Genomic DNA, 24,120 nt, shown 5'->3' on the forward strand with positions numbered 1-24,120 from the left:
CAGCAACAAACATTATTTAACCAAATAAACCTAGTTATTTACAAATTGCATCTGCAAATAGTAATAATTAAATCATACAGATGAAAGAAAATATTATTCCACATAGCTATCAAGTTTCCAAAGCAGATAGACAAGAAAATAACAAGCATAGTTCTTTTTTAATTTGGTTTACAGGGCTTTCAGGTTCTGGAAAATCTACAATAGCTAATGTTGTAGAGCAAGAATTATATAAATTAGGAGTAAAAACCTATACGCTGGATGGTGATAATATAAGAAAAGGTATCAACAGTGATTTAACCTTTGCTCCAGAAGATAGAACAGAAAATATAAGAAGAATTGCTGAAATTGCAAATCTAATGGTAGACGCTGGTTTAGTTACCTTAGCGGCTTTTGTTTCGCCATATAGAAAAGACAGAGAGAACATTAAAAGTATTGTAAAGGATGTCAATTTTATTGAAGTTTATATTAATACTAGCGTAGAAGAATGTGAGCGAAGAGATGTAAAAGGACTTTATAAAAAAGCGAGAGCTGGCGAGATTAAAAACATGACAGGAATCTCTGCTCCTTATGAAGCTCCAGAAAATCCGGATATTGAAATTAAAACCGAAGAAAAAACGGTGGAGGAAGCGGTGAAAGATATCATGGCGTATATAAAGCCTAAATTAGAAATAAATAGGCAATAAAGTATAAATTAATTTTAAACGATATTTATCTATTATGAGTGATAATAAGAAATCATTTTTAAAAAAATTAAAGCTAATACTTCCAATACTGTTAGCAGTATTTTTTGGTTGGTTAACTTTTTCTAGATTACCAATTTCAGAAATTATACCTTATTTTAAAACAGCAAACTATTGGTGGATTGCCTTAGGCGTTGTTTTCGGGATGTTTAGTCATTTGTCAAGGGCATATAGATGGAATTATATGTTAAAACCAATGGGGTACTCTATTAAAATTCAAAATAGTGTAATGTCTATTTTTATTGCATACTTAGCTAATTTTGGAATCCCTAGATCTGGGGAGGTATTACGCGCAGCAGTTGCAACAAATTATGAAGATATTCCTTTTGAAAAAAGTTTTGGAACCATAGTAACAGAGCGTATTTTCGATTTAATAATGATACTGCTTATCTGTTTGATAACCTTGTTTTTTCAATTCGATTTTATTTATAATATTCTAATAGAAAAATTAAACCCTACTAAAATAATAACATTACTATTAGGCTTAAGCGTGGTATTTGTTTTAATGGTTCTATTTATCAAAAAATCTAAAGGCAAATTGGCCAATAAAATAAAAGGTTTTGTTAATGGTTTGTTAGAAGGTATTACAAGTGTTTATAAAATGGAAAACAAAGGAATGTTTATTTTTCACACCATTTTTATCTGGGTAATGTATGTTTTAATGTTTTATATAACGTCATTCTCTGTTCAAGAATTACACGGTGCACCTTTTTCATCTATGATAGTAGCTTTTATAGCAGCGAGTTTTACAATTGCAGCAACCAACGGAGGCGTGTTCTTTTATCCAGCAGCAGTATTATCTGCGCTTACCTTATTTGGTTTAGCAGAAGAACCTAGTTATGCATTTGGATGGATTGTATGGACCTCTCAAACCTTAATGATTATTGTATTTGGTATAATCTCCTTTATATTTTTACCAATTTTTAATAAAAAACAATTAAAAGAAACGGTTAAAGTCAACAACTAAGGGTACCATTTTAAATAAATAGCACATGAAAATTTCTATTATCATACCTTGTTATAATGAGGAGCAAAGATTAAATCAAGATGCTTTTAAAGCATATTCTAATGACAATCAATTTATAGATTTTTTATTTGTAAATGATGGTAGTTCTGATAACACAGCAAACATTTTAAAAGAATTATCTGCAACTAATAATAACTTTTCTTTTTTAGATTTAAATCAAAATCAAGGTAAAGCTGGTGCAATTAGAGAAGGAGTTCTGTCTTTGCAAGAGAATAATACTTACGATTTTATAGGGTATTTTGATGCAGATTTAGCAACACCACTTTTTGAAATAAACAACTTTTTAGAACAGATAGAAAAACGAAAAGACATGTTGTTTATTATGGGAACTCGTTTTGCAAGAATGGGAGCGCAAATTAACAGAAAAGCATCCAGACACTACATAGGTAGAATTTTTGCAACATTAGTAAGTTGGATACTTAAAATACCTGTATACGATACGCAATGTGGAGCTAAATTAATTCATAAAAATATTGTTTTTAGTTTGTTTAAAGACCCTTTAATAACAAAATGGTTGTTTGATGTAGAATTACTTGCAAGGCTAGAAAAACTAATAGGTTACAAACAAGCGAAACAAGTTATCCTAGAAGTACCACTGCAGCAGTGGGATGAGATTGCTGGTAGTAAATTAAAACCAACAGATTTTTTACAAGCACCAATAGAATTACTTAAAATCTGGAAAAAATATTAAATCCCTTCTTTTTTGTGTAGATCTTGTAAAATAAATTTGTTTAAATACATCTAACAGTTGTTTATGTAACATATTTATTTTGATGTTTTAATCCAAGCAATTGGAATAGTAAATAGGAAGACTATGGTTTAAAAAAAATAAGTACACAATCTTCTGTTTTTATAACGAATCTGATAATGGAATCACTAATATTTATAACAATTAGCAATTAATGCTCTCGTTTTGTTTATTCTTAATTTCAAGTAATAAAAAAAACGGTTAAAGCACTTAAAATATCGCTAAAGATGTTAACTTTGTCGAAGTTTTTATAGACACAAGTGTATCATAATGTGAACGTAGGGGTATAAATTACCTTTACAAAAAGGGAAAAAAAGGTGCTATAAAACGAAGATAGAATTTCTGTTTTTTAAAATAGAAAATCCTAAGTATGGCAATATTAACAGTAGAAGAGGCAGTTCCGTTTATCAAGAACTATATAAAACCTAAATTAAAATTGGAGCAATGAGTAAATACTACTTAAATTATTTAGATGAATTAGAAAGTGAAGCAATCTTTATTTTAAGAGAAGTTTGGGCACAATTTGAGAATCCAGTAATCATGTTTTCTGGAGGAAAAGATTCTATTTTAGTAACACATTTAGCTAAGAAAGCTTTTTATCCAGCTAAAATACCATTTCCATTAATGCACGTAGACACGGGGCATAACTTCCCTGAAACTATTGATTTTAGAGATTCTGTTATCGCAGATTTAGGTGTAAAACTAATTGTTGGTTCTGTACAAGAATCTATTGATGACGGTCGTGTAGCTGAAGAAAAAGGTAAAAATGCAACGCGTAATGCACTTCAAATAACAACACTTTTAGATGCTATAGAGGCAAATAAAATTGATTGTGCAATTGGTGGCGGAAGACGTGATGAAGAAAAAGCAAGAGCAAAAGAACGTTTCTTTTCACATAGAGATGATTTTGGACAATGGGACCCTAAAAACCAAAGACCAGAATTATGGAACTTATTTAATGGGAAACATTTTGAAGGCGAACATTTTAGAGCTTTCCCTATTAGTAATTGGACAGAAATGGATGTTTGGAACTACATAAAAAGAGAAAATATTGCTATTCCATCTTTATATTTTGCACATGAACGTGAAGTCGTTTGGAGACAAGATACATGGATTCCAAATTCTGAGTTTTTAGTATTAGAAGATCACGAAGAAGTAGTAACTAAAAGAATACGTTTTAGAACTTTAGGGGATATCACAATTACCGGAGGAGATGAATCGGAAGCAGATACATTAGAGAAAATTGCTACAGAAGTTGCAGGAATGCGTAATACAGAAAGAGGAAACAGAAGTGACGATAAACGTTCTGAATCTGCAATGGAAGACAGAAAACGCCAAGGATACTTTTAAGAATTAATTTATTAATATTGAAAATGTCACCTTAAGCGCAGTCGAAAGGTCTTTTTAAATTATAAAAAATAAAAATGTTAGATAACAATCAATTATTACGTTTTACAACAGCAGGAAGTGTAGATGACGGAAAGAGTACTTTGATCGGTCGTTTATTATATGATTCTAAATCTATATTCGAAGATCAGCTGGAAGCAATCACAAATACAAGTAAAAAGAAAGGTCATAAAGGTGTAGATTTAGCTTTATTCACAGATGGTTTAAAAGACGAACGTGAACAAGGTATAACCATAGATGTTGCCTACAGATATTTTACAACACCTAAACGTAAGTTTATTATTGCAGATACTCCTGGACATATACAATATACGCGTAACATGGTTACGGGAGCTTCAACAGCAAACGTAGCAACTATTTTAATAGATGCAAGACACGGAGTTATTGAGCAAACAAAAAGACACGCATTTATAGCTTCTTTATTACAAATACCTCACATTATTGTTTGTGTAAACAAAATGGATTTGGTGGACTATTCTGAAAAAGTTTATAATGATATTGTTACGCAATTCGAAGATATTTCTTCAAAAATGTTAGTAACAGATGTGCGTTTTATTCCTATGAGCGCCTTAGATGGTGATAATGTAGTAAACAAATCAGAGAACATGCCTTGGTACCAAGGAGCTCCAATGTTACATACTTTAGAGACTATGCATATTAGTAGTGATATTAATAAAGTAGACGCTCGTTTTCCAGTGCAAACAGTACTAAGACCACAAAGTGAAGGTTTTATTGATTATAGAGGGTATGCAGGACGTGTAGCAAGTGGTGTTTTTAGAAAAGGAGATGAAATAACAGTGATGCCTTCCGGGTTTACTTCTAAAATTAAAACCATTGATACTTTAGATAAAGAGTTGGATGAAGCTTACGCACCAATGTCTGTATCTATAACACTAGAAGATGATATTGATATTAGCCGTGGTGATATGATTGTACGTTCTAACAACAAACCAGAAGCTTTACAAGATATTGAAGTGATGTTATGTTGGTTAAATAACTCTGCTGCAAAACCAAGAACTAAATACACGATAAAACATACTTCAAACGATCAAAAAGCAATGATTAAAGAGGTGATTTACAAATACAATATCAATACCCTAGATCGTATTAATGACGATAAAGAAGTGAATATGAATGATATTTGTAAAGTTAAAATACGTACTACAAAACCGCTAATGGTGGATACGTATAGAGAAAACAGAACTACCGGAAGTATTATCCTTGTAGATGATGCTACCAACGAAACTGTTGCAGCAGGAATGATTGTTTAAAACGTATTCTAAATTAAATAGAGAAGTTTTTTTTATTAATGATAATACATTTTTTTACATCTCTAATAATTATTTCTTATTATTAAAGAAAAAATTAGGTAATGCATAAGAAATTAGTTGTAATAATATACTTCATCAAAAAAAGTAAAAATTGTAGTATATGAAATTATATATAATTAAATTTTTTAAAGAAAATGTGAATCTAATATTTTACGTATTATTATTTTTGCTTTTTGTTTTTTACTTGTTTGTTGGAGCGAAATATACATTTGCAAGTCATGCAGATATGTTTAATAATGGCCTTGGGAGAACTTGGTTAAAATCATTGGAAATTAATTTTATTCATCTTAATGGTAGATGGGGACAAGGAATATCAAATGATTATAGGTTTTACGAATTCAAACAAATAACCATTGTTTTTATTAATGTTTTACTTGCGTTTGCAACATATTTTTTTCTGAAAATTTTCTTCAATAATAAAAATGCAATTATTTTATCAATTGTAATTACTATTACTATAGCTCAACTAGTATATAAATTTTATTATCACGCATTATATTTACCAACAGCTAATTCTTATACGGTCGGTTTCTCATTATCATTAATTTGTTATTATTTATTATTTAAAATGTTAAGCAAGGAAATAGAAAATAAAAATATTTATTTTTTACTGGCTCTTTTTATAATTATAATAACAAGTGGTTTAGTAGAACTTGTTTCTTTACCTATGTTTTTTATTCTAGGAGCTTTATTACTTTATTTATTAATTTTTGAAAAAAAATTAAACCTCAGGGTTTTAATATTGTTTTTAACAAGTCTTATAGGGTTTTTAATAGTACTCTTATCTCCAGGAAGCATTAATAGAAGAAATGAAGTTTCCGAAAGAGAAGGATTCAGTATTTTAAATTTAGATTATAATAAATTTTTTGATAAAACATTGAATTTTATTTCTGGTGATATAAATATATATAGTATTACTGCTTTGGTATTAGTTGTTATTATATTTATTAGTACTTCAAAAAAGAAGTATGAATTAACTATCCACAAAAAGATATACATTGTACTTGTAACTTTAGTTTATATTATTACACCTATGATTATTGGTTTTCTAGCCTCTAATGGTACAGAAGGTATGGCTAAAGCGTATAATATGCTAACAAGACATTTTGTTATAGGAAGCGTAGTTATAGTTCTTGTTTTAGTAAGTAATATAAAATTGAAAATAAAGAACTTATTTATAATAACGACTCTTGTTTATTCAATTGCTTTAATAATATATGCATATTCCTTTTATAGCAAAAGTAATATAGGTGACTTTATCTCTTCAATAAATAACAATAACCTGCAAGAACTCTATACTCAAGAAAAAGCAAGAAGATATTATTTAATTGCTAAAAAAGAAGAAAATAAAACAGTTAATTTACCTGTTTATTCTCCAAAATATAAAACACTTCCAACTTATCGAGCTTATAATAATGTAAGAATGTGTCCTTCATTTAAAAAAGCATTTAATAATAATAATCCTGTAATTTCACACACAACATTATTATCTCCAAACAGTAATTACGGAGTATATTTGGTTGAAAATGATATGGTTAAACCTTCTCTAAAAAATGAAAACCTAATCATCTATTTTATTAAGGAATTTAACGTTCTTATTATAAAGAACCTAGATGATAATTTTCAATTTGATTTCAGAATAGAAGCCTATTATAATACCCTACTTAAAGAACAGAATAAAAAAACAATTTATGGATCTTATCTAGAGAAACAATTGGATGATTATGATTTTTATAAGGACAAAAATCTTATAGGAATAGATTTACCTCATCAAACCTCAAGAATAAACTTATTTATTAACGATAGTAATAGAAAGCCTTTAGTTATTGATGTTGAAAGTGATATGACTTTGCCAAAAATTGAAAAATTTAGAAAAGAAAATGTGTTTTCTATTATGAATTAATTTAGTTTTAGTAAAATATGAAAAATAGAATATTTATTGTAATAGCGTTAGTTTTATTTGTTTCCTGTAAGAATGATCCATTAAATAAAGAAGCAAGTGATATTTTTGATTTAAGGATAATTTTTGAAATTAAAATAAAGGAGAAAGATCAGTTTCAAATTTATTATAGTGAAAGCTTGGATCAAAAATTCGATAATAAGCGTTCTTTTATAAGTGAAGTTAAACCTAGTAATGATTTTCAATTTCTTAAATTTGTTGTTCCAGGATTAAATCCATATTTAAGATTTGATTTTGGCTCTAAAGAAAATCAAGAAATAACCATAAAAAAAATAACGTTAAAGTATAAGGATAGATCTTATGACATAAATCAAACAGATATAACAAAGATTTTTGAGAGTAGTCCATGGGTTGAAATCGTAGATGAAGAACATGCGGTTTACAAACCTAAAAAGATAAAAGATAAAATAGATCCTAGATTAGTTATTAAGAAAAAATATGTGGAAGAAATATTATTAATATTAAACAGTAAAAAAACTAAATCTTAAAAGTAGGTCATATTTCATTATATGATTACTTATAAGGATGTTGAAATATTTTTTGTAAATAATGGTAGTATAGATAGTAAAGAAAAATACTGGAGACCTTTTGCGATAAGAATAATACTAGTTTTTTGTTTTTAAACCATATATCAAAGGGAGGTAAAGCAGAAACTATACGTCAAGCAGTATTATTTTTAGAACAAGACAAACAAGTATGAATGATGTTTGTAAAGTTAAATACGTACTATTAGCCATTAAAAAGTATACACGTATAGAAAAAACAGAACTACTAGAGGTATTATTCTTGTAGAATATACAACTAACAAAACTGTTGCTACAAAAAGGATTGTTTAACGAAATAGAAATAAAAATTATGAAAAAAAGTGTTTTATTATTAGTTATTTGTTTAAGTATTAGCATAACTAGTTGTGGTGACAAGGAAAAGAAAGCAAATACTGATACAAACCAAACTATTGAAGAACCTAAACAGGAATCTGTTTTTAAAATTAATTTAAATATAGTTATTCCTAATGATGATGATATTGAAATTTATTATTTAGACTATAATAAACAAAAGTATAGTAATAAAGCCAGGGTTATTAAAACAGTAAAAGGAGATCTTAAATCTCAAGATATAGAGATATTGCTTCCAAAAGAAATTTTCCCTACTAGTCTTAGATTCGATTTTGGTAAAAATAATAGCCTAGAAAATGTGATTTTTAATGGTGTTACAATGACTTATGAAGATTTCGAACTAAAATTAAACCCTCAAGAATTTTACTCATTTTTCATACCTAATAATTACATTAAATACACAAAAGAAACTGGTGTTATTGAACGTAAAATGGTAGATGGAAAGTATGACCCTTATTTTAATTCAAAACCAATTTTCAAGAAAAGACTTGAATTAGAAGCAAGATAAATATTGCTTTTAGAGTATTAAAAAATATATTTTAAACCTATTGTGCAAGTACCCTTTTTTAATAATAGTTAAAATATAGAAATAGATAAAATGTTTAAGAAAATTCATAACATAGTTTTTAAAGCTAACAAAAATGAGATAATTAAAAAGAGCTTTATTGTTATGTTTCTTAAAGCAATAGGCATTCTTCTAGGTTACACATTTACATTACTTTTAACAAAAAGATTTGGGGCTACTGGTTATGGTATTTATAATATAACCTATAGCTCAATAATCGTTTTTGGTCATTTTGCTTCTTTTGGATTAAGTACATCTATCCTTAGGTTCATGGGACAATATGCCAAAAAAGAAAAGGAATATGAAAGAAAGCGCCTGTATTTTCATGCCTTAAAATTAATTTTAACAGCCAGTTTTGTGCTTTCTTTTTTACTCTACTTTTTTGCTGAAGAGATCGCACTAAATATATTTAAAGATGCTTCATATAAGGAAATCCTTAAATCGGTATCCTTTATTGCTCCCTTTTTCACTATTAATTTAATTAATGTTGAATATTTAAGAGGTTTACAAAAAATTAAATTGTCTGAAATATTTAGAACAATATTGATTCCATTAATATGTGTTTTAATATTGTTAGTTTTTCCAAAAACAACAGATATAAAAATTCCTATTTACGCCCTTGGTTTTACTATTATTTCAATAGCATTTATTTCTATTACAATAATTTTAACCAAAACGAGTCATATAAAAAAAACGGTACAAAAAGAATTGAAATTTTCTAAATTGGTAAAAACCTCAATACCTATGATGGTTATTACTATTAGTTCTTATTTTACCGGAAATTTAAGTATATACATTATTCAAATTGTACTCTCCACTTTTTATGTGGGTATTTTTTCGTTATGTCTTAAGCTTTCTTTTTTTATAAGTTTTATTCTAATAGGAGTTAATACGGTATTAGCACCAAAATTATCAGAGCTTTTTTGGGCTAATAAGAAACAAGAGTTATCCAATATTATTTTGACAAACTCCAAATTTATTTTTTGGTTATCTTTCCCTGTATTTCTTGTGATTGTACTTTTTTCTAACCAGCTTTTAGCTTTCTTTGGCGAGGAGTTTACAGAAGGAAAATATGTTTTGATAGTATTAGCTTTAGGACAATTTATTAATGCCACCTGTGGCTCTGTAGGTGTTTTGTTAAATATGACAGGAAACCAAAAATCATTAATGCATGTAACAATAATAATAGGTTTAACAGCTATTGTTTTAAATATCGTTTTAATACAAATTTATGGGCTTATAGGTGCTGCGATTGCAACAACAGTTTGTCTTAGCTTACAAAACATTATATTAGTTATTATTGCAAAGAAAAAATTAAATATTAACACATTATATTTACCATTTATTAGCTAAAAATGAAGAATCAACCAATTATTATAGTCGGCATGCATAGGTCCGGAACCTCTATGCTCACTAGATTTATTAGTGATTTAGGTGTTTTTATGGGAAACGATAAAAGCGAAAATGATGAATCTAAGTTTTTTCAAAATTTAAATAGATATATCTTATTTCAAGCTGGCGCATCTTGGGATGTACCTCAAACCGTAGATTTAATAGATGCAAGATTTAGAAATATTTCATCCAAAATTATTTTAGAAAGGATGGATTCTATTAATAATGTAAGTTATTTAGGTTGGAAAAATTTCGTAAAAAACAGAAAGATTTCAACAAGAAGTACCATTTGGGGCTGGAAAGACCCTAGAAATACGTTACTTCTTCCAATCTATAAAGAACTATTTCCAGAAGCTAAAATTGTTCATATTTATAGAAACCCAATAGATGTAGCCGTAAGTTTACAAACTAGAGAGTTTCTTAAAAAAGAAAAAAACACATTGTCTTCAAAAGAAAAAATCAAAGTAAAATTACTTATAAAAGAAAGAATTTTAAATCATTCTTTTGTTGTTGAAGATTTACTTCGAGGTGTTGAACTTTGGGAGTTTTATACTAAAAAAGCATTAGATTCAGATAAAATCTTTAATGACACAATACATATTAAGTACGAAGATTTCTTACATAATCCAAAACCCATTTTAAATGAGCTTTCTAGTTTTTTAGAAATTGATCCAAAAGAGAGTTTGATAGAGAGTGTTGTAAAAAAAGTAGATGCAAATAGAGGATTTGCCTTTAAAAAGAATGATGAACATATACGTTTTTACGAAGAAGTTAAAAACAGACCTTTATTAAAATCTTTGGGATATAATAATATACTTTAAGATATGGATGTTGGTGTTGTAATTGTTACATATAGTGATAGAGCTAAATACTTTGGACAAGTAATACGGAAGCTAAATACTTTTAGTGCAGTAAAAACAATTGTTCTTGTAGATAATGGCATAGTAGGAGAGAGCACCACAGAACTTTTAATCCTACAAAAGGAATGTAAGAAATTAAAGGTTTATTCTGAAGGTTATAACTCCGGTTCAGCAAAAGGGTTTAAAGATGGAATCGTTGAGGTTTTAAAAGAAAAGGTAGATTTTATTTGGCTTTTAGATGATGATAACCTACCTAAAGATAATGCTTTAGAAGTGTTATTAAAGTCTTGGGATAGTTTTAAAGACAATACTACTAAACCACTTTCATTATTATCCTACAGACCACAAAGAAAGATATACAAGGATGCTATTTCACAGCATAACCCATATTTAATGTTAGGTACTGAAAATTCTTTTTTAGGATTTAATATTTTAGATAAACTAAAGAAGCCTAAAGCTGAAAAACCAGAAGAAGTAGATTCTGGTGTGGTAGCTGTTGCTCCTTATGGCGGTATGTTTTTTCATAAAGATACTATTAGTCAAATAGGACTTCCTAATGAACACTTTTTTCTATATGCAGATGACCATGAGTTCTCTTATAGAATAACAAAAAATGATGGTAAAATAATTTTAGTTTTAGATAGCGAATTAGAAGATTTAGAAACCTCCTTTCATTTAAAAAAACCTAAAAAAATTCTGCATACAAGATATTTTTCAACCGATTCAAAAAACGCAATTTATTACTCTGTGCGTAACAATGTGTTTTTTGAGAAAAACTTTGTGAATAGTAAGTTGGTGTATTCTATAAATACCTTAAGTTATATTTTTATCTTATTTTTGGCAATGATTTTTAATCCAACTCACTTCTGGAAGTTTCCTATAATTTTAAGAGCGATACTATCTTCTAGAAAACATTTTAAAACAAATGATAAAATTAAATAAGTTATACTTAGGTGTTTTTTTATTAATTGTAGCTTTTTGTTTTCTAATAGGAGGTTTTACTCAGTTTTTTATTGGTATTCCTAATACTGTTTTTTCTTACGGTGTAATGGGTTTGTTTTTTTTATTTTATTTCGTTTATGTAATAGTAAAACAAAGAGTGATTTTTGACAAAATAGTCTTGCTTTTCTTTGTTTTATTTCTGCTCATTATTCTCAGCTCTATAGTAAACCAAACCAATATATTAAAAACAATTATTTACTTTATTTTTATTCTTATTCCTTTAGGTAGTTATTTGTTCTTTAAAATAAATCAAAAAGAAAGATATATTTCCTCTAGAACAATTAGTAAAATCTATTTATTTATTGCTTGTTTGCAATTACCAGCTATTTTAATCCAGAATTTTGGATATGATTTTCTTATACGGTTTAATAATAGTAGCCAAGCTATTGCTTCTTTCGATTTTATGTTTGGTACCTTTTTTTTAAAAGCCGATCATGCTTTAGGGTTCTTTTTGTTGTTAAATATTTTTAACATTTTTGAAAACAACATTAACAATAGCATTACCAAAAGACCCAAACTAATTGTTTTCTACTTGTCTTTAACCATATTAATAGCAGAATCTAATATTACGAAACTGTTGCTGATTTTATTTTTTGGATATTTAATATATAAATCATTTCCAAAAAAAATAAAAGTATTTGGCATTTTAGTTGTTCTATTATTAATGCCTTTAGCATTTTCACAGGCAAAAAAAATAAAAGCTTTTGAAAGGGAAATTTACTTTTTTCATCAAGAATATAATTCTAAAAAATCCTTTTCAAACTATAAAAGGGGTATTGCTAAGCGGCCCCAAGTTGTTATAACCTATGCAACAGTATTACCGCTAAGAATAGTAGGGGAAGGACCATATTCTTATTTTGATGTATTAAAAGGGAAGTTTGCAGCAACAAAACACTTTTCGCAATTAATATGGGTTTATGCAGATTTGGGTATTATAGGGCTTATTCTATTAATATTACTTTTATATTTGCTTGTAAATAGTTTTAACCTAGACAAAGGTGTTAAAATAATTCTATTTGGTGTTGTACTTATTTATGCTTTTATGACAACGATTTTTTCAGATTTAGCAATAATGATAACCCTAACTAGTTTATTACAAAACAATAAAAAGATTAGACAAGAATGAATATACTTATAGCACCTTTTCACGATTGGAGAAAAATTATCCTAGAAGGTTTTAGAACTAGAGATGCGCATTTTATTGAACATTTAAATGAAAATAGTGCCGATGTAAAAGTGGTTATTAATAGGCCTACAACATTAGTAGAAATCTTACTTAAAAGAAAGCCTAACTTAATAAAAGGGAAAGTCATTCATTCCAAATCAAACTTTAAACTTTATGAGGTAAGTAAGAATTTTTATGTCATAGATTTTGTTTCCAATGATATTTTTGGTCAAGTATTAAACGGTTATAAGTGGTTTATTTCACAATATGAAAACCCAAAATATATTAACTTCATTAACGAGTCTTTAAGTAAACTTGGTATTCATGAAGATTACTTTTTACTTAATCAAAACATCTTTGCAAGTAAATTATCAAAATCCTTAAAGCCTAAAAAATCCGTTTTTGATGCTTGGGATAACTTTGCGAAATTTAATGTGTATTCAAAAATTAAAGAAGAAATTTTTTCTGCTTATAAAGAATATGCTAAGATTTGTGATTTTTGGATTACAAACTCCAATGATAATATTAGAGATTTTTCAAAAGCATACCAACCTAAAGAACTTGTATTAATTAAAAACGGTGTAGACGTTTCTAGATTTGCTAATGATACACAAGCAGAAATTCCTGAGGATATGAAAAATATCCCGAGGCCAATTGTTGGTTTTGGAGGAAAAATAACACACCTTTTGGATGTTGATTTGTTAAATGAAACCATGAAGCAAACTAAAAATGCTTCCTTTGTTTTTGTAGGTCAGATTTTAGATAAACAAGTGTTTAATAGTATTTTAAAATTAGATAATTTTTATTATTTAGGCGATAAGCACTACGAGATCTATCCAAACTATGTGAAAAATTTTGATATTTGTACCGTGCCTTATGTAGTAGATGAAGACAAGAAATCTGGTGCAAACTCTATTAAAGTTTATGAGTATTTAGCAACTACAAAAAAAGTTATTGGTACAGACTCTAATGGCTTAGAAGAATTAAAAGAACATTTGTATATAATTCATAATGCCGAAGAGTTTTCTGCAGAAATTACAAACCACCAAAATTCTAAGAATTTAATAGATTTAAATACACATTCTTGGAGTACAAAAGTAGCAGACTTAATCAAACTACTTAATTAGTGGGGTTTATAAAAAACATCATTTCAAAGTACGACGTAGCAACAATTTTGCTATGTTTAATTGCTGCTACAATACCATTTAAGATTAATATTGGTAATCTTGCCATTATTATTGCTTCGGTATATACGGTCTTTTTTTTTCGAAAAGAAAATCTTAAAAAACTCAAATCTTTTAGTGCTATTTTTCCAATAGCATTCTTTCTAATCGTAATAATAAGTAGCCTTTTAAGTAATAAATACATGGAAGGCTTAAAGCGCCTAAACTTAGAAATTTTATTGGTTTTACTCGTTTTTATTTTAATAAACAACAAAATAACCAAAGCCAAAATCACCAAGATACTAATATGGTTTACTTATGGTACTGTATTAAGTGTTACCATATTATTGATTCATAATGTAATAAAAGTTGCTCAACATAAAGAACTAGGAGATTTAATATTTCATAATTTCACATTGTTATATGATTATCATCCCATTTATTATTCTTTAAATATTTCCATTGCTTTATTTTTTATTATTCACACAAAAACGAAGTGGTTTTTCAAAAAGAGCAAAGTCGTAAAAACGGGGTTTATAATACTTCTTCTTTTAGGGTTAATCCTTTGTGTTTCAAAAGCTATATTATTTATAAATGGAGTTATTTACCTTTTTTATTTTTCGTTGAAAATAAAGCAATTGAAGAAAAAAATAGTATATTTTACAATATTAGGAATAGTATCTATATCGGTATTTAATATTCATTTTATAAAGGATAGGTTTACTGACGGATTACGTTTTAGTCCAGAAATATTAAACTTTAAACCAACTAACGATTTTAGCCAAAAAAAAATATTCACCTATCAAGAAAAGACAGAAATAAGTGATTTAGAGTTAAGATATGTCTTAAGTAGTATTGGTGTTTATCATTTAGTAAAAGATGGCAAATTACTTTTTGGTTTCAAACAAGGGGACACTAAAGATTATTTGAACTATTATTTTTTTTCCTATAACTTAGGACCCAATTGGTTCGAAGATTTTAATTTACACAATCAATACACCCACATGCTAGTAACGTATGGTGTTTTTGTATTGATCTTTTTTTTAAGTTATTTGTTTTTTAGTTTTTATAAAGCAATCAAACACAAAAACGTAATGCATGTTTTTTTCCTTATACTTGTATGTTTTGGATTTCTTTTTGAAGTCACGCTCGTTAGAAGCAAGGGGATTGTATTTTTTTATTTTTTTAACACACTTTTTTTACAAAACTATTTAAATTTTGAAGATAGCAATAATAGGAACTAGAGGGGTTCCAAATCATCACGGAGGATTTGAGCAATTTGCGGAATTCTTTTCGGTTTTTTTAGCCGATAATAAGCACGACGTATATGTATATAATTCGCATACGCACCCTTACCAAGAAAGTACGTTTAAAGGAGTAAAAATTATTCATTGTAAAGATCCAGAAAATGTAATAGGTACTCCCGGACAGTTTTTATACGACTTAAACTGTATAAGAGATGCCAGAAAAAGAGATTTTGACATCATACTACAACTAGGGTATACAAGTAATTCTGTTTGGCATCGGTTTTTGCCTAAAAAAGCCATAATAATCACCAACATGGATGGTTTAGAATGGAAAAGAAGTAAATACTCTAAACCCGTACAAACCTTTCTAAAATATGCCGAAAAACTTGCTATAAATAGTAGTGATTATTTAATCTCAGATTCTATTGGTATACAAGAGTATATTCAAAACACCTATAATAAAGATTCTACATACATTGCGTATGGAGCAGATAACTTTATAAATGAAGATAGCGCGGTTTTAGAATCCTACAATGTAACTCCGTATAAATACAACATGTTAATTGCTAGATTTGAACCAGAAAATAATCTAGAAACGATTTTAGATGGCGCAAGCCTTGCAGATAAAAAGGAAACCTTTTTAGTAGTAGGTAAACATGATGCCAATGAATTTGGTGAGTACTTAAAGAAAAAGTATATCGATCATAAAAATATTCGCTTCATTGGAGGAGTTTATAATTTAGAGCATTTAAATAACCTTAGACATTTTTCTAATTTATATTTTCACGGGCACTCGGTAGGAGGAACAAATCCTTCTTTACTAGAAGCCATGGCATCTACCACATTAATTATTGCAAATGATAATGTATTTAATAAAGCAATTTTAAATGAAGATGCTTTCTATTTTACAGACAAAAATGAAGTCGCTAAATATATCGACACCATAAATAAAGAAGCGTATCAAGATAAAATCACTAATAATTTTAAGAAAATAGAAGACACCTTTAATTGGAATAAAATTAATAATGAATACCTGAAACTCTTGCTAAAAGCGTTAAAAGAAAAGAAATAAGAATAAAGGATAATACTTTCACTAATAAATAATAAAGCTTTATTGTTGAAAAACGTAATTATTTCTTTATTTTGAAATAATTTACGTGTAAAAACAAAATTGCTAGAATTTAAATTAGTATTATTTTTATAATAGTAATAATAATAAAAGAAGTTTAAATAAATGAAAATAAAAAACATCTGTTGTATTGGAGCTGGTTATGTTGGTGGACCAACCATGGCCGTAATAGCAAAACAATGCCCTAACATAAAAGTAACTGTTGTAGATATTAATGAAGCTAGAATTGCAGCATGGAATGATAATAATTTAGATAATCTTCCTGTTTTTGAACCAGGTTTAGACGCTATTGTTAAAGAAGCAAGAGGAAGAAACTTATTCTTTTCAACTGAAGTAGATAAAGCTATTGACGAGGCTGAAATGATATTTATATCTGTAAATACACCAACCAAAACTTACGGAAAAGGGAAAGGGATGGCTGCAGATTTAAAATATATCGAGTTATGTGCTCGCCAAATTGCTAGAGTTTCTAAACAAGATAAGATTATTGTTGAAAAATCTACACTTCCTGTTCGAACTGCTTCTGCCATAAAAGATATTTTAGACAATACAGGTAATGATGTTGCTTTTCAAATATTATCAAATCCAGAATTTTTAGCCGAAGGTACAGCTGTTGAGGATCTTTTAAGCCCAGATAGAGTACTTATTGGTGGTGATACAACTCCAGAAGGAACGAAAGCTATTGAAGCTTTGGCTGCAGTATATGCGCATTGGGTACCGCAAGAAAGAATTTTAAGAACTAATGTGTGGTCTTCAGAGTTATCTAAACTTACAGCAAATGCCTTTTTAGCACAACGTGTTTCATCAATCAATGCAATGTCAGAAATTTGTGAGAAAACTGGAGCAGATGTAAATGAAGTTTCTAAAGCTATCGGGATGGATAGTAGAATAGGCGCTAAGTTTTTAAAATCGTCTGTAGGTTTTGGAGGTTCTTGTTTTCAAAAAGACATTTTAAATCTTGTTTATATTGCTAAAAGTTACGGATTAAATGAAGTAGCTGATTACTGGGAACAAGTAATTCTAATGAATGAACACCAAAAACAACGTTTTTCAGATAATATTGTGAGTACACTTTACAACACAGTATCTGGTAAAAAGATTGCGTTTTTAGGATGGGCATTTAAAAAAGATACCAATGATACTAGAGAATCAGCAGCCATCAAAGTCGCTGATAATTTACTAAATGAGCAAGCAGAAATAACAGTTTTTGATCCTAAAGTGGTGGAAGAACGTATTTATGCCGATTTAGACTATTTAAATACAAGATCAAGCGAAGAAAATAGAAGTCTTCTTAAAGTTGAAAATAACCCTTACGAAACGTGTAAAAGCGCTCATGCTATTGCCGTTTTAACCGAATGGGATGAATTTAAAACCTATGATTGGAAGCAAATTTTTAACAATATGCAGAAACCAGCTTTCGTTTTTGATGGAAGAGGTATTTTAGATAAAGAAGTTTTAGAAGATATCGGATTTGTTTACTACAAAATAGGAACCGGTCAATAAAGAATAATAAATAATGAAAAAAGTACTTATAACAGGAGCAGCAGGATTTTTAGGGTCACATTTATGCGATAAATTTATCCATGAAGGTTTTTATGTTATTGGTATGGATAACTTTATTACTGGCGACAAAAAAAACATTAGTCACCTAGCTAATAATCCTAATTTTGAGTTTATAGAACACGATGTAACCGAGTTTATTAAAATTGAAGGAGACTTACATTATATTTTACATTTTGCCTCACCAGCAAGCCCAATAGACTATTTAAAAATTCCAATTCAAACCTTAAAAGTAGGTTCTTTAGGTACACATAACTTGTTAGGGTTGGCTAAGGCTAAAAATGCTAGATTATTAATAGCATCTACATCTGAAGTTTATGGAGATCCACTAGTGCATCCACAAACCGAAGATTACTATGGTAATGTTAATACCATTGGTCCTAGAGGAGTTTATGATGAAGCGAAACGTTTTCAAGAATCTATAACCATGGCTTACCATAGGTTTCATGGTCTAGAAACACGTATAGTTCGTATATTTAACACCTATGGTCCAAGAATGAGACTAAATGACGGAAGAGTTATTCCTGCATTTATGGGACAAGCACTTCGAGGAGAAGATTTAACGGTATTTGGTGATGGTAAACAAACCAGATCTTTTTGCTATGTAGATGATCAAGTAGATGGTATTTTTAAATTAATGTTTAGTGACTATGCAAACCCCGTTAATATTGGTAATCCAAACGAAATTACCATTGGAGATTTTGCCGAAGAGATTATTAAACTTACAAATACCAATCAAAAAGTAATTTATAAAGAATTACCTGTAGATGATCCGTTGCAGAGACAACCAGATATTACATTAGCAAGAAAGTTACTCGGTTGGGAGCCTAAAGTGGAACGCGAAGAAGGTATGCTTAAAACTTTTAATTACTTTAAGTCTTTGTCAGATGAAGACTTATATAAAAGCGAGCATAAAGATTTTTCTAAACATATAAAAAAATAAATTGAACACATTTAACCAAGGGAGATATTCTGTCTATTTAAGACCTATATCGTATATAATTGATTTAATTATTATAAATAGTTTAGCAATACTTTATTTTTTTAAAAGTGTTGAACCTGTTTCTTTTGTTGTTATAATTTCAATATCCTGGATTATTATCTCTACACTATCTAAATTTTATGGTGTTTTTAGGTATACAAGAGAAGTCGTTATCATGACACTTATTTTTAGGCAAATGGCACTTTTCACCTTAGTTGTGTTTGCTTATTCCGGATTTCATTATGATTTAGACATACTGCCAAAAACTATTTTTAAATATATTGGTAGCGTATTTGTCCTGGTAACTGTATTTAAATTCACCTTGTATTACTTATTACAGAGATATAGAGTTTCTTTTGGTGGTAATTATAGAGTTACTGCTATTTTAGGTAAAAACAAGCAAACGCATGCATTAGAAAAGTTTTTTAATGACAAACCAGAATATGGGTATTCACACACCAAAACTTTTAATTTTAAAAACCTTACAGACGAAGGGCTGCAAGATTGTTTTAAGTTCTTACAAGAAGAAAATGTAGACGAGATTTACTGTTCTTTATCACAGCTTTCTAATAGTCAGCTGAGTAAGGTTATCGATTTTGCAGATAATAATCTTAAAATCTTAAAGTTTTTACCAGACAATAAAGATATATATTCCAAAAAATTAAAATACGAATACTACAATTACACACCAATTTTATCCTTTCGTAATATACCTTTAGAAGATTCTGTAAATCAGTTTTTTAAGAGAGTATTTGATATTGTGTTTTCATCTGCTGTAATTATTTTACTTCTTTCTTGGTTAACGCCAATTATTGCCATTCTTATTATCATAGAATCTAGAGGTCCAATATTCTTTAAACAGTCTAGAAATGGATTTAATTATAAAGAATTTGATTGCTATAAGTTTCGTTCTATGACTCCAAATAAGGATGCTAATTTAAATCAGGCTACAAGAGGAGACCAACGTGTAACTAAAATCGGTAAGTTTATACGTAAAACGAGTATTGATGAGTTACCACAATTTTTTAATGTATTGTTTGGTGATATGTCAGTAGTAGGTCCTAGACCACACATGGTAAGTCATACCAATATGTACGCAAAGCGAATTGATAAGTTTATGGTAAGACATTTTGTTAAACCAGGAATTACAGGATTGGCTCAAGTAAGTGGTTTTAGAGGAGAAATTGAAACAGATAAAGACATTATTAATCGTGTAAAATTAGATATTTTTTACATCGAAAACTGGTCTTTACTACTAGATGTTAAGATCGTTACGCAAACCTTTATGAATGTCGTTAATGGCGAAGATAAAGCCTATTAAAGTAAGCTAGTAAGCTTTTTTAATTGCCCTTCTAGATTAAAAGTTGTTGTTGCTGTTTCTTTTATTTGTTGTTTAAAATCGAGTGTTATTTCTGAAATAGTAATAGAAGCAATTACACGATTTAAATCCTCATAATCTGCTGCATTAGCAATCCAACCTAGTGTGTTGTTTTTTACAATATCCTCCCCTTCACCACCTCCAAAATATAGAATAGGTAAGCCTAATTTGGCATATTCAAATATTTTGGAAGGTACAGAACCATAAATCCGATTCAATAAAGGGATTATAGCAATATCGTATTGCAATAACACCTTGTGTAATTCTTCTCTTGTAACTCTGCCATGAAAGTATATAGGAAGATCTGGATGCTTCTCTATAAACGTTTCAATTAGCTTCTGTTCTGCTCCAGAACCATAAATATGAAGTTCTATGTTGTTATTGAAATTTAATTCGGTACAAAGCTTGTAAACGCCTTGTGCAATTCCTAAAAGACCAGCATAAACTAGTTTTATTTTTTCTTCGGAAAGATTTCTAGATTCCATTTCAGGAGCATCAAAATCCGGATAGTTTCTATATAAAAGGGTTTCCTTTTCAGGGAATAACGAGGTAACATGTGTTAGTATTTCTTCGCTTTGTCCCAAAACCAAATCCGCTTTGTTGTAATTGAAACGTTCAATTTTCTCTAGCATTTTATAGCTGAAATTCTTTTTAAAAGCACCAAGTTCTAATCCCGCAATTGGCCATAAATCGCTAACATTTAAAATAAGATTTCTGTTTTTAGAACGTAAAAAAAGCATGGCAGTAAAAGCAACCAATAATGGTGGAGATTGTACAATTACTGTTTTTGGTAGTTTATTAAATGCAAAAAAATAAAGCAAGCTGAAACTATAGGAAAGCATTGCAATTAAACGCAAAAACTTGTTTTTAGAAACGGTAGCATAGATCCATAATCGGTGAATCGTGATGCCTTTTTCAACCGTTGTTTGTTTAAATTTCCCGCTGTAATCATCAAATATTTTACCAGTAGGATAGTTTGGTAAAGGGGTGATTACTTGTACCTTAAAGTTTCTTTCTTGTAAACCTTCCGCTAGGTGAAAAATGCGATTAGAAGCTGCGCCAATTTCTGGAGGAAAGTAACTCGTTATTATTAGTACCTCTTTCATTTACAGCGAATAAATTTTAACTAAACAATCTGTAATACGATTTGCCGCTTTACCATCCCAAAGCTCTGGAGTTTGTCCTTGTTTCCAATTACCGGAAAGTAAATTTGTAAAAGCAGCTTTAATTTTAGCAGTATCGTTTCCTACTAAAACATTAGTTCCAATAGCACAAGTTTCTGGTCTTTCCGTCGAGTCTCTAAGCGTAATACATGGCACATTCATCACGGTGGTTTCTTCTGTAATTCCACCAGAATCGGTAAGCATTGCAAAAGCATTTTTTACCAAATAATTAAAGTGTAAATACCCTAAAGGTTCTACATAGTGCAGGTTTTTAAAATTTAAATCTAAACCTTCTAAAAGCTTTTTAGTTCTTGGGTGTACCGGAAATATTATAGGATAATCTTTACCAAGATCTACAATTTGCTGAATAAGGTTTTTAAGCTGTTTTTCTTCGTCTACATTACTTGGTCTATGTAAAGTCATGACCATATATTTTTTCTCTTCCAACTTTAAATCGTTCCAAATTTGCGGTTTTTCAAGTCTAGGTAAATTTTTCAATAAGGTATCAATCATCACGTTTCCAACAAAGAAAACTTTGCTTTTAGAAATACCAAGATTTTCTAAGTTTTCATTTGCATAGCTAGAAGTGGTGAAATAGTAATCGGTTAAACTATCGGTTACAATTCTATTAATTTCTTCAGGCATATTCATGTCGCCAGATCGAATACCTGCTTCTACATGCGCAACATCTATTCCTGCTTTTTTAGCAACAATAGTACAAGCCATTGTGGAGGTTACGTCACCAACAACCATTACTAAATCACAAGGGTTTTGTTGTAATTCTTTTTCAAAACCAATCATAATTGCAGCCGTTTGTTCTGCTTGCGTACCACTTTTTACTTCTAGGTTAATATCTGGAAAAGGGATGTTTAGCTCGGTAAAAAAAGTATCGCTTAAGTTTTTATCGTAGTGTTGTCCGGTATGAACTAACCTATAATTCATATTAAAACCTTGTGCTTTCTTTTCTTGAATAGCTGCAATAATTGGTGCTATTTTCATAAAATTTGGTCGTGCACCTGCAATAATGGTAATGTTCATGTATATTAATTAAGTAAAGATCTAAACTGTTTTAATTTACCACTTTTAGATCGTTCTATTTTGTCTTGTCTTTCAAAGATAATATTTAAACCTTTTTCAAGGTAGTTATCCATTTCGGTTTTAATGCTTTTTATTTTTGCTTCCGAAATATCTTCCGCACTAGCATAAATAATTTTAAAAGTATCTATTTTCTGTTGTTCAATAATAAACTCTTTTATGGTACTATCGTCTTCCATAATACTTTTGGTAATGTAGTAAAAAGTTAAGCCAGCTGCCTTTTTTCCGCTAGGTAAAATAGCAATATCATTGGTTCTTCCTATTAATTTTTCCAGAATAGGTTTTTGTAATGTGCTACTTTTACTAAGTATGCCAATATCGCCAATATCATAACGTATAAAAGGATGCGCTTTGTTATACATTGAGGTAATTACAATTCTGCCTTCTTCACCAAAAGGTAAAATGTTGTCTTGCTTGTCTAAGATTTCTACAAAAATGGTTTCGCTATTTACTTGCCAAATATTTTGCGGATTTTGAAATGCAATTAGGTCTAATTCAGAGGCTCCATATTCATTAATTATAGGAATATTAAATTGCTTTTCTAGAAGTTTTTTGTCGTCTTCAAAAAGCATTTCAGAAGTTACTACACAAGCATTTAATGTAGGGCAAACCGTTTTTAGAACAATATTTTTTTTCTGAAGATATTTAGCAAATTGCACAATAGCACTGGTGTAACCATTAATGTAATCAAAACGGGTTGTTTGAAAGGTTGTTACACATTTTTCAAAAGCTGCATCGCTTAAATCGAAAACCGAAAACCGAAAACGTTTCCCTAAAAAATCTTTAAAGCGTTCTTTATAATACCCTTTTTTATCTAACGGAATACCATAAAATCGAGCTTGTTTAGAAGTATTAAAATCGATACCAAACCAACCAAACCTGTTTTTTATTACCGACCAAGTTAATGCATGGCAAAATTTATCTTTAGCAAAAACAAAAGGATCTCCAGAGGAGCCCGAAGTTTTATTCACATATACGTTTTTAGTCGTAAACCCTTTAGAAAGTCTAGCGTTTAAAGGTTGCTGTAAATCGCTTTTTGTCATTACAGGGATATTTTTCCAGTCTGTAACTGTAGCGTTTTTAGCAATTTCTTGATAAAACGAATTGTTTTGCATGTGATAATTAAAAATATCCTTTTTCTTCTGAAGTAGATAAGTTTCAAAATCGGCTTCGTTTTTAGCCTGAATATTTTCTAAAACACGAGAAGCCTTCTTTATAGGAAAGCCGTTTAGTTTTAAAGAAAGATTGAATAAATGCAAACGAAAAGATATTTTTGTAAAGTAAATAAAAAATATTCGTGTATTCGATGC

At 29.1% G+C, this 24,120-nt stretch carries 20 protein-coding genes; 17 read left to right on the plus strand and 3 right to left on the minus strand.

Translation table 11 applies throughout. The features are described from left to right. Positions 1-80: 80 nt before the first annotated feature. The 17 genes from cysC (at position 81) to FG167_RS05660 (ending at position 20,495) form a co-directional block, all read left to right on the plus strand. Positions 81-683, plus strand: a complete 603-nt coding sequence (gene cysC / locus FG167_RS05580) for an adenylyl-sulfate kinase (RefSeq protein ID WP_203460429.1) — start codon at positions 81-83, stop codon at positions 681-683. Between the two features lie 34 nt (positions 684-717). Beyond that, positions 718-1,707 carry a lysylphosphatidylglycerol synthase transmembrane domain-containing protein gene (locus FG167_RS05585; protein ID WP_203460430.1) on the plus strand — a complete coding sequence of 330 codons (990 nt, stop codon included), beginning with the start codon at positions 718-720 and terminating at the stop codon, positions 1,705-1,707. A gap of 25 nt (positions 1,708-1,732) precedes the next feature. Further along, positions 1,733-2,458 carry a glycosyltransferase gene (locus tag FG167_RS05590; RefSeq protein ID WP_203460431.1) on the plus strand — a complete coding sequence of 242 codons (726 nt, stop codon included), beginning with the start codon at positions 1,733-1,735 and terminating at the stop codon, positions 2,456-2,458. A 501-nt stretch (positions 2,459-2,959) separates the two neighbouring features. After that, positions 2,960-3,865 carry a sulfate adenylyltransferase subunit CysD gene (gene cysD / locus FG167_RS05595; protein WP_203460432.1) on the plus strand — a complete coding sequence of 302 codons (906 nt, stop codon included), beginning with the start codon at positions 2,960-2,962 and terminating at the stop codon, positions 3,863-3,865. A 74-nt stretch (positions 3,866-3,939) separates the two neighbouring features. After that, entirely contained in the window at positions 3,940-5,193 is a 1,254-nt protein-coding gene (locus tag FG167_RS05600; RefSeq protein WP_203460433.1) for a sulfate adenylyltransferase subunit 1, read from the plus strand. A 160-nt stretch (positions 5,194-5,353) separates the two neighbouring features. Next, positions 5,354-7,156 carry a DUF6056 family protein gene (locus FG167_RS05605; protein ID WP_203460434.1) on the plus strand — a complete coding sequence of 601 codons (1,803 nt, stop codon included), beginning with the start codon at positions 5,354-5,356 and terminating at the stop codon, positions 7,154-7,156. Between the two features lie 17 nt (positions 7,157-7,173). Next, positions 7,174-7,701, plus strand: a complete 528-nt coding sequence (locus FG167_RS05610) for a hypothetical protein (RefSeq protein ID WP_203460435.1) — start codon at positions 7,174-7,176, stop codon at positions 7,699-7,701. Between the two features lie 367 nt (positions 7,702-8,068). Continuing rightward, complete coding sequence (locus tag FG167_RS05615) at positions 8,069-8,617, plus strand: hypothetical protein (RefSeq protein ID WP_203460436.1); 549 nt, start codon at positions 8,069-8,071, stop codon at positions 8,615-8,617. A 90-nt stretch (positions 8,618-8,707) separates the two neighbouring features. Next, positions 8,708-10,027 (plus strand): flippase, encoded by a 1,320-nt coding sequence (locus tag FG167_RS05620; protein WP_203460437.1) that lies wholly within the window; start codon positions 8,708-8,710, stop codon positions 10,025-10,027. 2 nt (positions 10,028-10,029) lie between these two features. Next, complete coding sequence (locus FG167_RS05625) at positions 10,030-10,887, plus strand: sulfotransferase (RefSeq protein ID WP_203460438.1); 858 nt, start codon at positions 10,030-10,032, stop codon at positions 10,885-10,887. A 3-nt stretch (positions 10,888-10,890) separates the two neighbouring features. Further along, positions 10,891-11,868: a glycosyltransferase gene (locus tag FG167_RS05630; protein ID WP_203460439.1), complete on the plus strand. Its 978-nt coding sequence runs from the start codon at positions 10,891-10,893 to the stop codon at positions 11,866-11,868. Next, entirely contained in the window at positions 11,852-13,054 is a 1,203-nt protein-coding gene (locus FG167_RS05635; protein WP_203460440.1) for a hypothetical protein, read from the plus strand. Before FG167_RS05630 ends, FG167_RS05635 begins: the two co-directional genes overlap by 17 nt. Next, entirely contained in the window at positions 13,051-14,220 is a 1,170-nt protein-coding gene (locus FG167_RS05640; RefSeq protein WP_203460441.1) for a glycosyltransferase, read from the plus strand. Before FG167_RS05635 ends, FG167_RS05640 begins: the two co-directional genes overlap by 4 nt. 1,254 nt (positions 14,221-15,474) lie before the next feature. After that, positions 15,475-16,575: a DUF1972 domain-containing protein gene (locus FG167_RS05645; protein WP_203460442.1), complete on the plus strand. Its 1,101-nt coding sequence runs from the start codon at positions 15,475-15,477 to the stop codon at positions 16,573-16,575. Positions 16,576-16,737: 162 nt separating this feature from the next. Then, the gene (locus tag FG167_RS05650) at positions 16,738-18,135 is read left to right on the plus strand and encodes a UDP-glucose 6-dehydrogenase (RefSeq protein WP_203460443.1); all 1,398 of its coding nucleotides are present in this window, start codon (positions 16,738-16,740) and stop codon (positions 18,133-18,135) included. Positions 18,136-18,148: 13 nt separating this feature from the next. Continuing rightward, positions 18,149-19,135 (plus strand): UDP-glucuronic acid decarboxylase family protein, encoded by a 987-nt coding sequence (locus FG167_RS05655; protein WP_203460444.1) that lies wholly within the window; start codon positions 18,149-18,151, stop codon positions 19,133-19,135. Between the two features lies 1 nt (position 19,136). Continuing rightward, positions 19,137-20,495, plus strand: a complete 1,359-nt coding sequence (locus FG167_RS05660; RefSeq protein ID WP_203460445.1) for an exopolysaccharide biosynthesis polyprenyl glycosylphosphotransferase — start codon at positions 19,137-19,139, stop codon at positions 20,493-20,495. On the opposite strand, the gene FG167_RS05665 is transcribed toward FG167_RS05660, so the two are convergent. The 3 genes from FG167_RS05665 to FG167_RS05675 are packed head-to-tail and all read right to left on the minus strand — an operon-like array spanning position 20,492 to position 24,069. Further along, the gene (locus FG167_RS05665; RefSeq protein WP_203460446.1) at positions 20,492-21,658 is read right to left on the minus strand and encodes a glycosyltransferase family 4 protein; all 1,167 of its coding nucleotides are present in this window, start codon (positions 21,656-21,658) and stop codon (positions 20,492-20,494) included. The two genes, FG167_RS05660 and FG167_RS05665, sit on opposite strands and share 4 nt — an antisense overlap. Continuing rightward, positions 21,659-22,753 (minus strand): non-hydrolyzing UDP-N-acetylglucosamine 2-epimerase, encoded by a 1,095-nt coding sequence (gene wecB / locus FG167_RS05670; protein WP_203460447.1) that lies wholly within the window; start codon positions 22,751-22,753, stop codon positions 21,659-21,661. Positions 22,754-22,758: 5 nt separating this feature from the next. Next, positions 22,759-24,069 (minus strand): phenylacetate--CoA ligase family protein, encoded by a 1,311-nt coding sequence (locus FG167_RS05675; protein WP_203460448.1) that lies wholly within the window; start codon positions 24,067-24,069, stop codon positions 22,759-22,761. Positions 24,070-24,120: the final 51 nt, after the last annotated feature.

It is taken from the genome of Lacinutrix sp. WUR7, from assembly GCF_016864015.1.
GTDB lineage: Bacteria > Bacteroidota > Bacteroidia > Flavobacteriales > Flavobacteriaceae > Oceanihabitans.

Excerpts from the sequence above, each read along its gene's own strand:
- cysC (WP_203460429.1), top strand. The coding sequence starts at position 81 with ATGAAAGAAAATATTATTCCACATAGCTATCAAGTTTCCAAAGCAGAT.
- FG167_RS05585 (WP_203460430.1), top strand. The coding sequence starts at position 718 with ATGAGTGATAATAAGAAATCATTTTTAAAAAAATTAAAGCTAATACTT.
- FG167_RS05590 (WP_203460431.1), top strand. The coding sequence starts at position 1,733 with ATGAAAATTTCTATTATCATACCTTGTTATAATGAGGAGCAAAGATTA.
- cysD (WP_203460432.1), top strand. The coding sequence starts at position 2,960 with ATGAGTAAATACTACTTAAATTATTTAGATGAATTAGAAAGTGAAGCA.
- FG167_RS05600 (WP_203460433.1), top strand. The coding sequence starts at position 3,940 with ATGTTAGATAACAATCAATTATTACGTTTTACAACAGCAGGAAGTGTA.
- FG167_RS05605 (WP_203460434.1), top strand. The coding sequence starts at position 5,354 with ATGAAATTATATATAATTAAATTTTTTAAAGAAAATGTGAATCTAATA.
- FG167_RS05610 (WP_203460435.1), top strand. The coding sequence starts at position 7,174 with ATGAAAAATAGAATATTTATTGTAATAGCGTTAGTTTTATTTGTTTCC.
- FG167_RS05615 (WP_203460436.1), top strand. The coding sequence starts at position 8,069 with ATGAAAAAAAGTGTTTTATTATTAGTTATTTGTTTAAGTATTAGCATA.
- FG167_RS05620 (WP_203460437.1), top strand. The coding sequence starts at position 8,708 with ATGTTTAAGAAAATTCATAACATAGTTTTTAAAGCTAACAAAAATGAG.
- FG167_RS05625 (WP_203460438.1), top strand. The coding sequence starts at position 10,030 with ATGAAGAATCAACCAATTATTATAGTCGGCATGCATAGGTCCGGAACC.
- FG167_RS05630 (WP_203460439.1), top strand. The coding sequence starts at position 10,891 with ATGGATGTTGGTGTTGTAATTGTTACATATAGTGATAGAGCTAAATAC.
- FG167_RS05635 (WP_203460440.1), top strand. The coding sequence starts at position 11,852 with ATGATAAAATTAAATAAGTTATACTTAGGTGTTTTTTTATTAATTGTA.
- FG167_RS05640 (WP_203460441.1), top strand. The coding sequence starts at position 13,051 with ATGAATATACTTATAGCACCTTTTCACGATTGGAGAAAAATTATCCTA.
- FG167_RS05650 (WP_203460443.1), top strand. The coding sequence starts at position 16,738 with ATGAAAATAAAAAACATCTGTTGTATTGGAGCTGGTTATGTTGGTGGA.
- FG167_RS05655 (WP_203460444.1), top strand. The coding sequence starts at position 18,149 with ATGAAAAAAGTACTTATAACAGGAGCAGCAGGATTTTTAGGGTCACAT.
- FG167_RS05665 (WP_203460446.1), bottom strand. The coding sequence starts at position 21,658 with ATGAAAGAGGTACTAATAATAACGAGTTACTTTCCTCCAGAAATTGGC.
- wecB (WP_203460447.1), bottom strand. The coding sequence starts at position 22,753 with ATGAACATTACCATTATTGCAGGTGCACGACCAAATTTTATGAAAATA.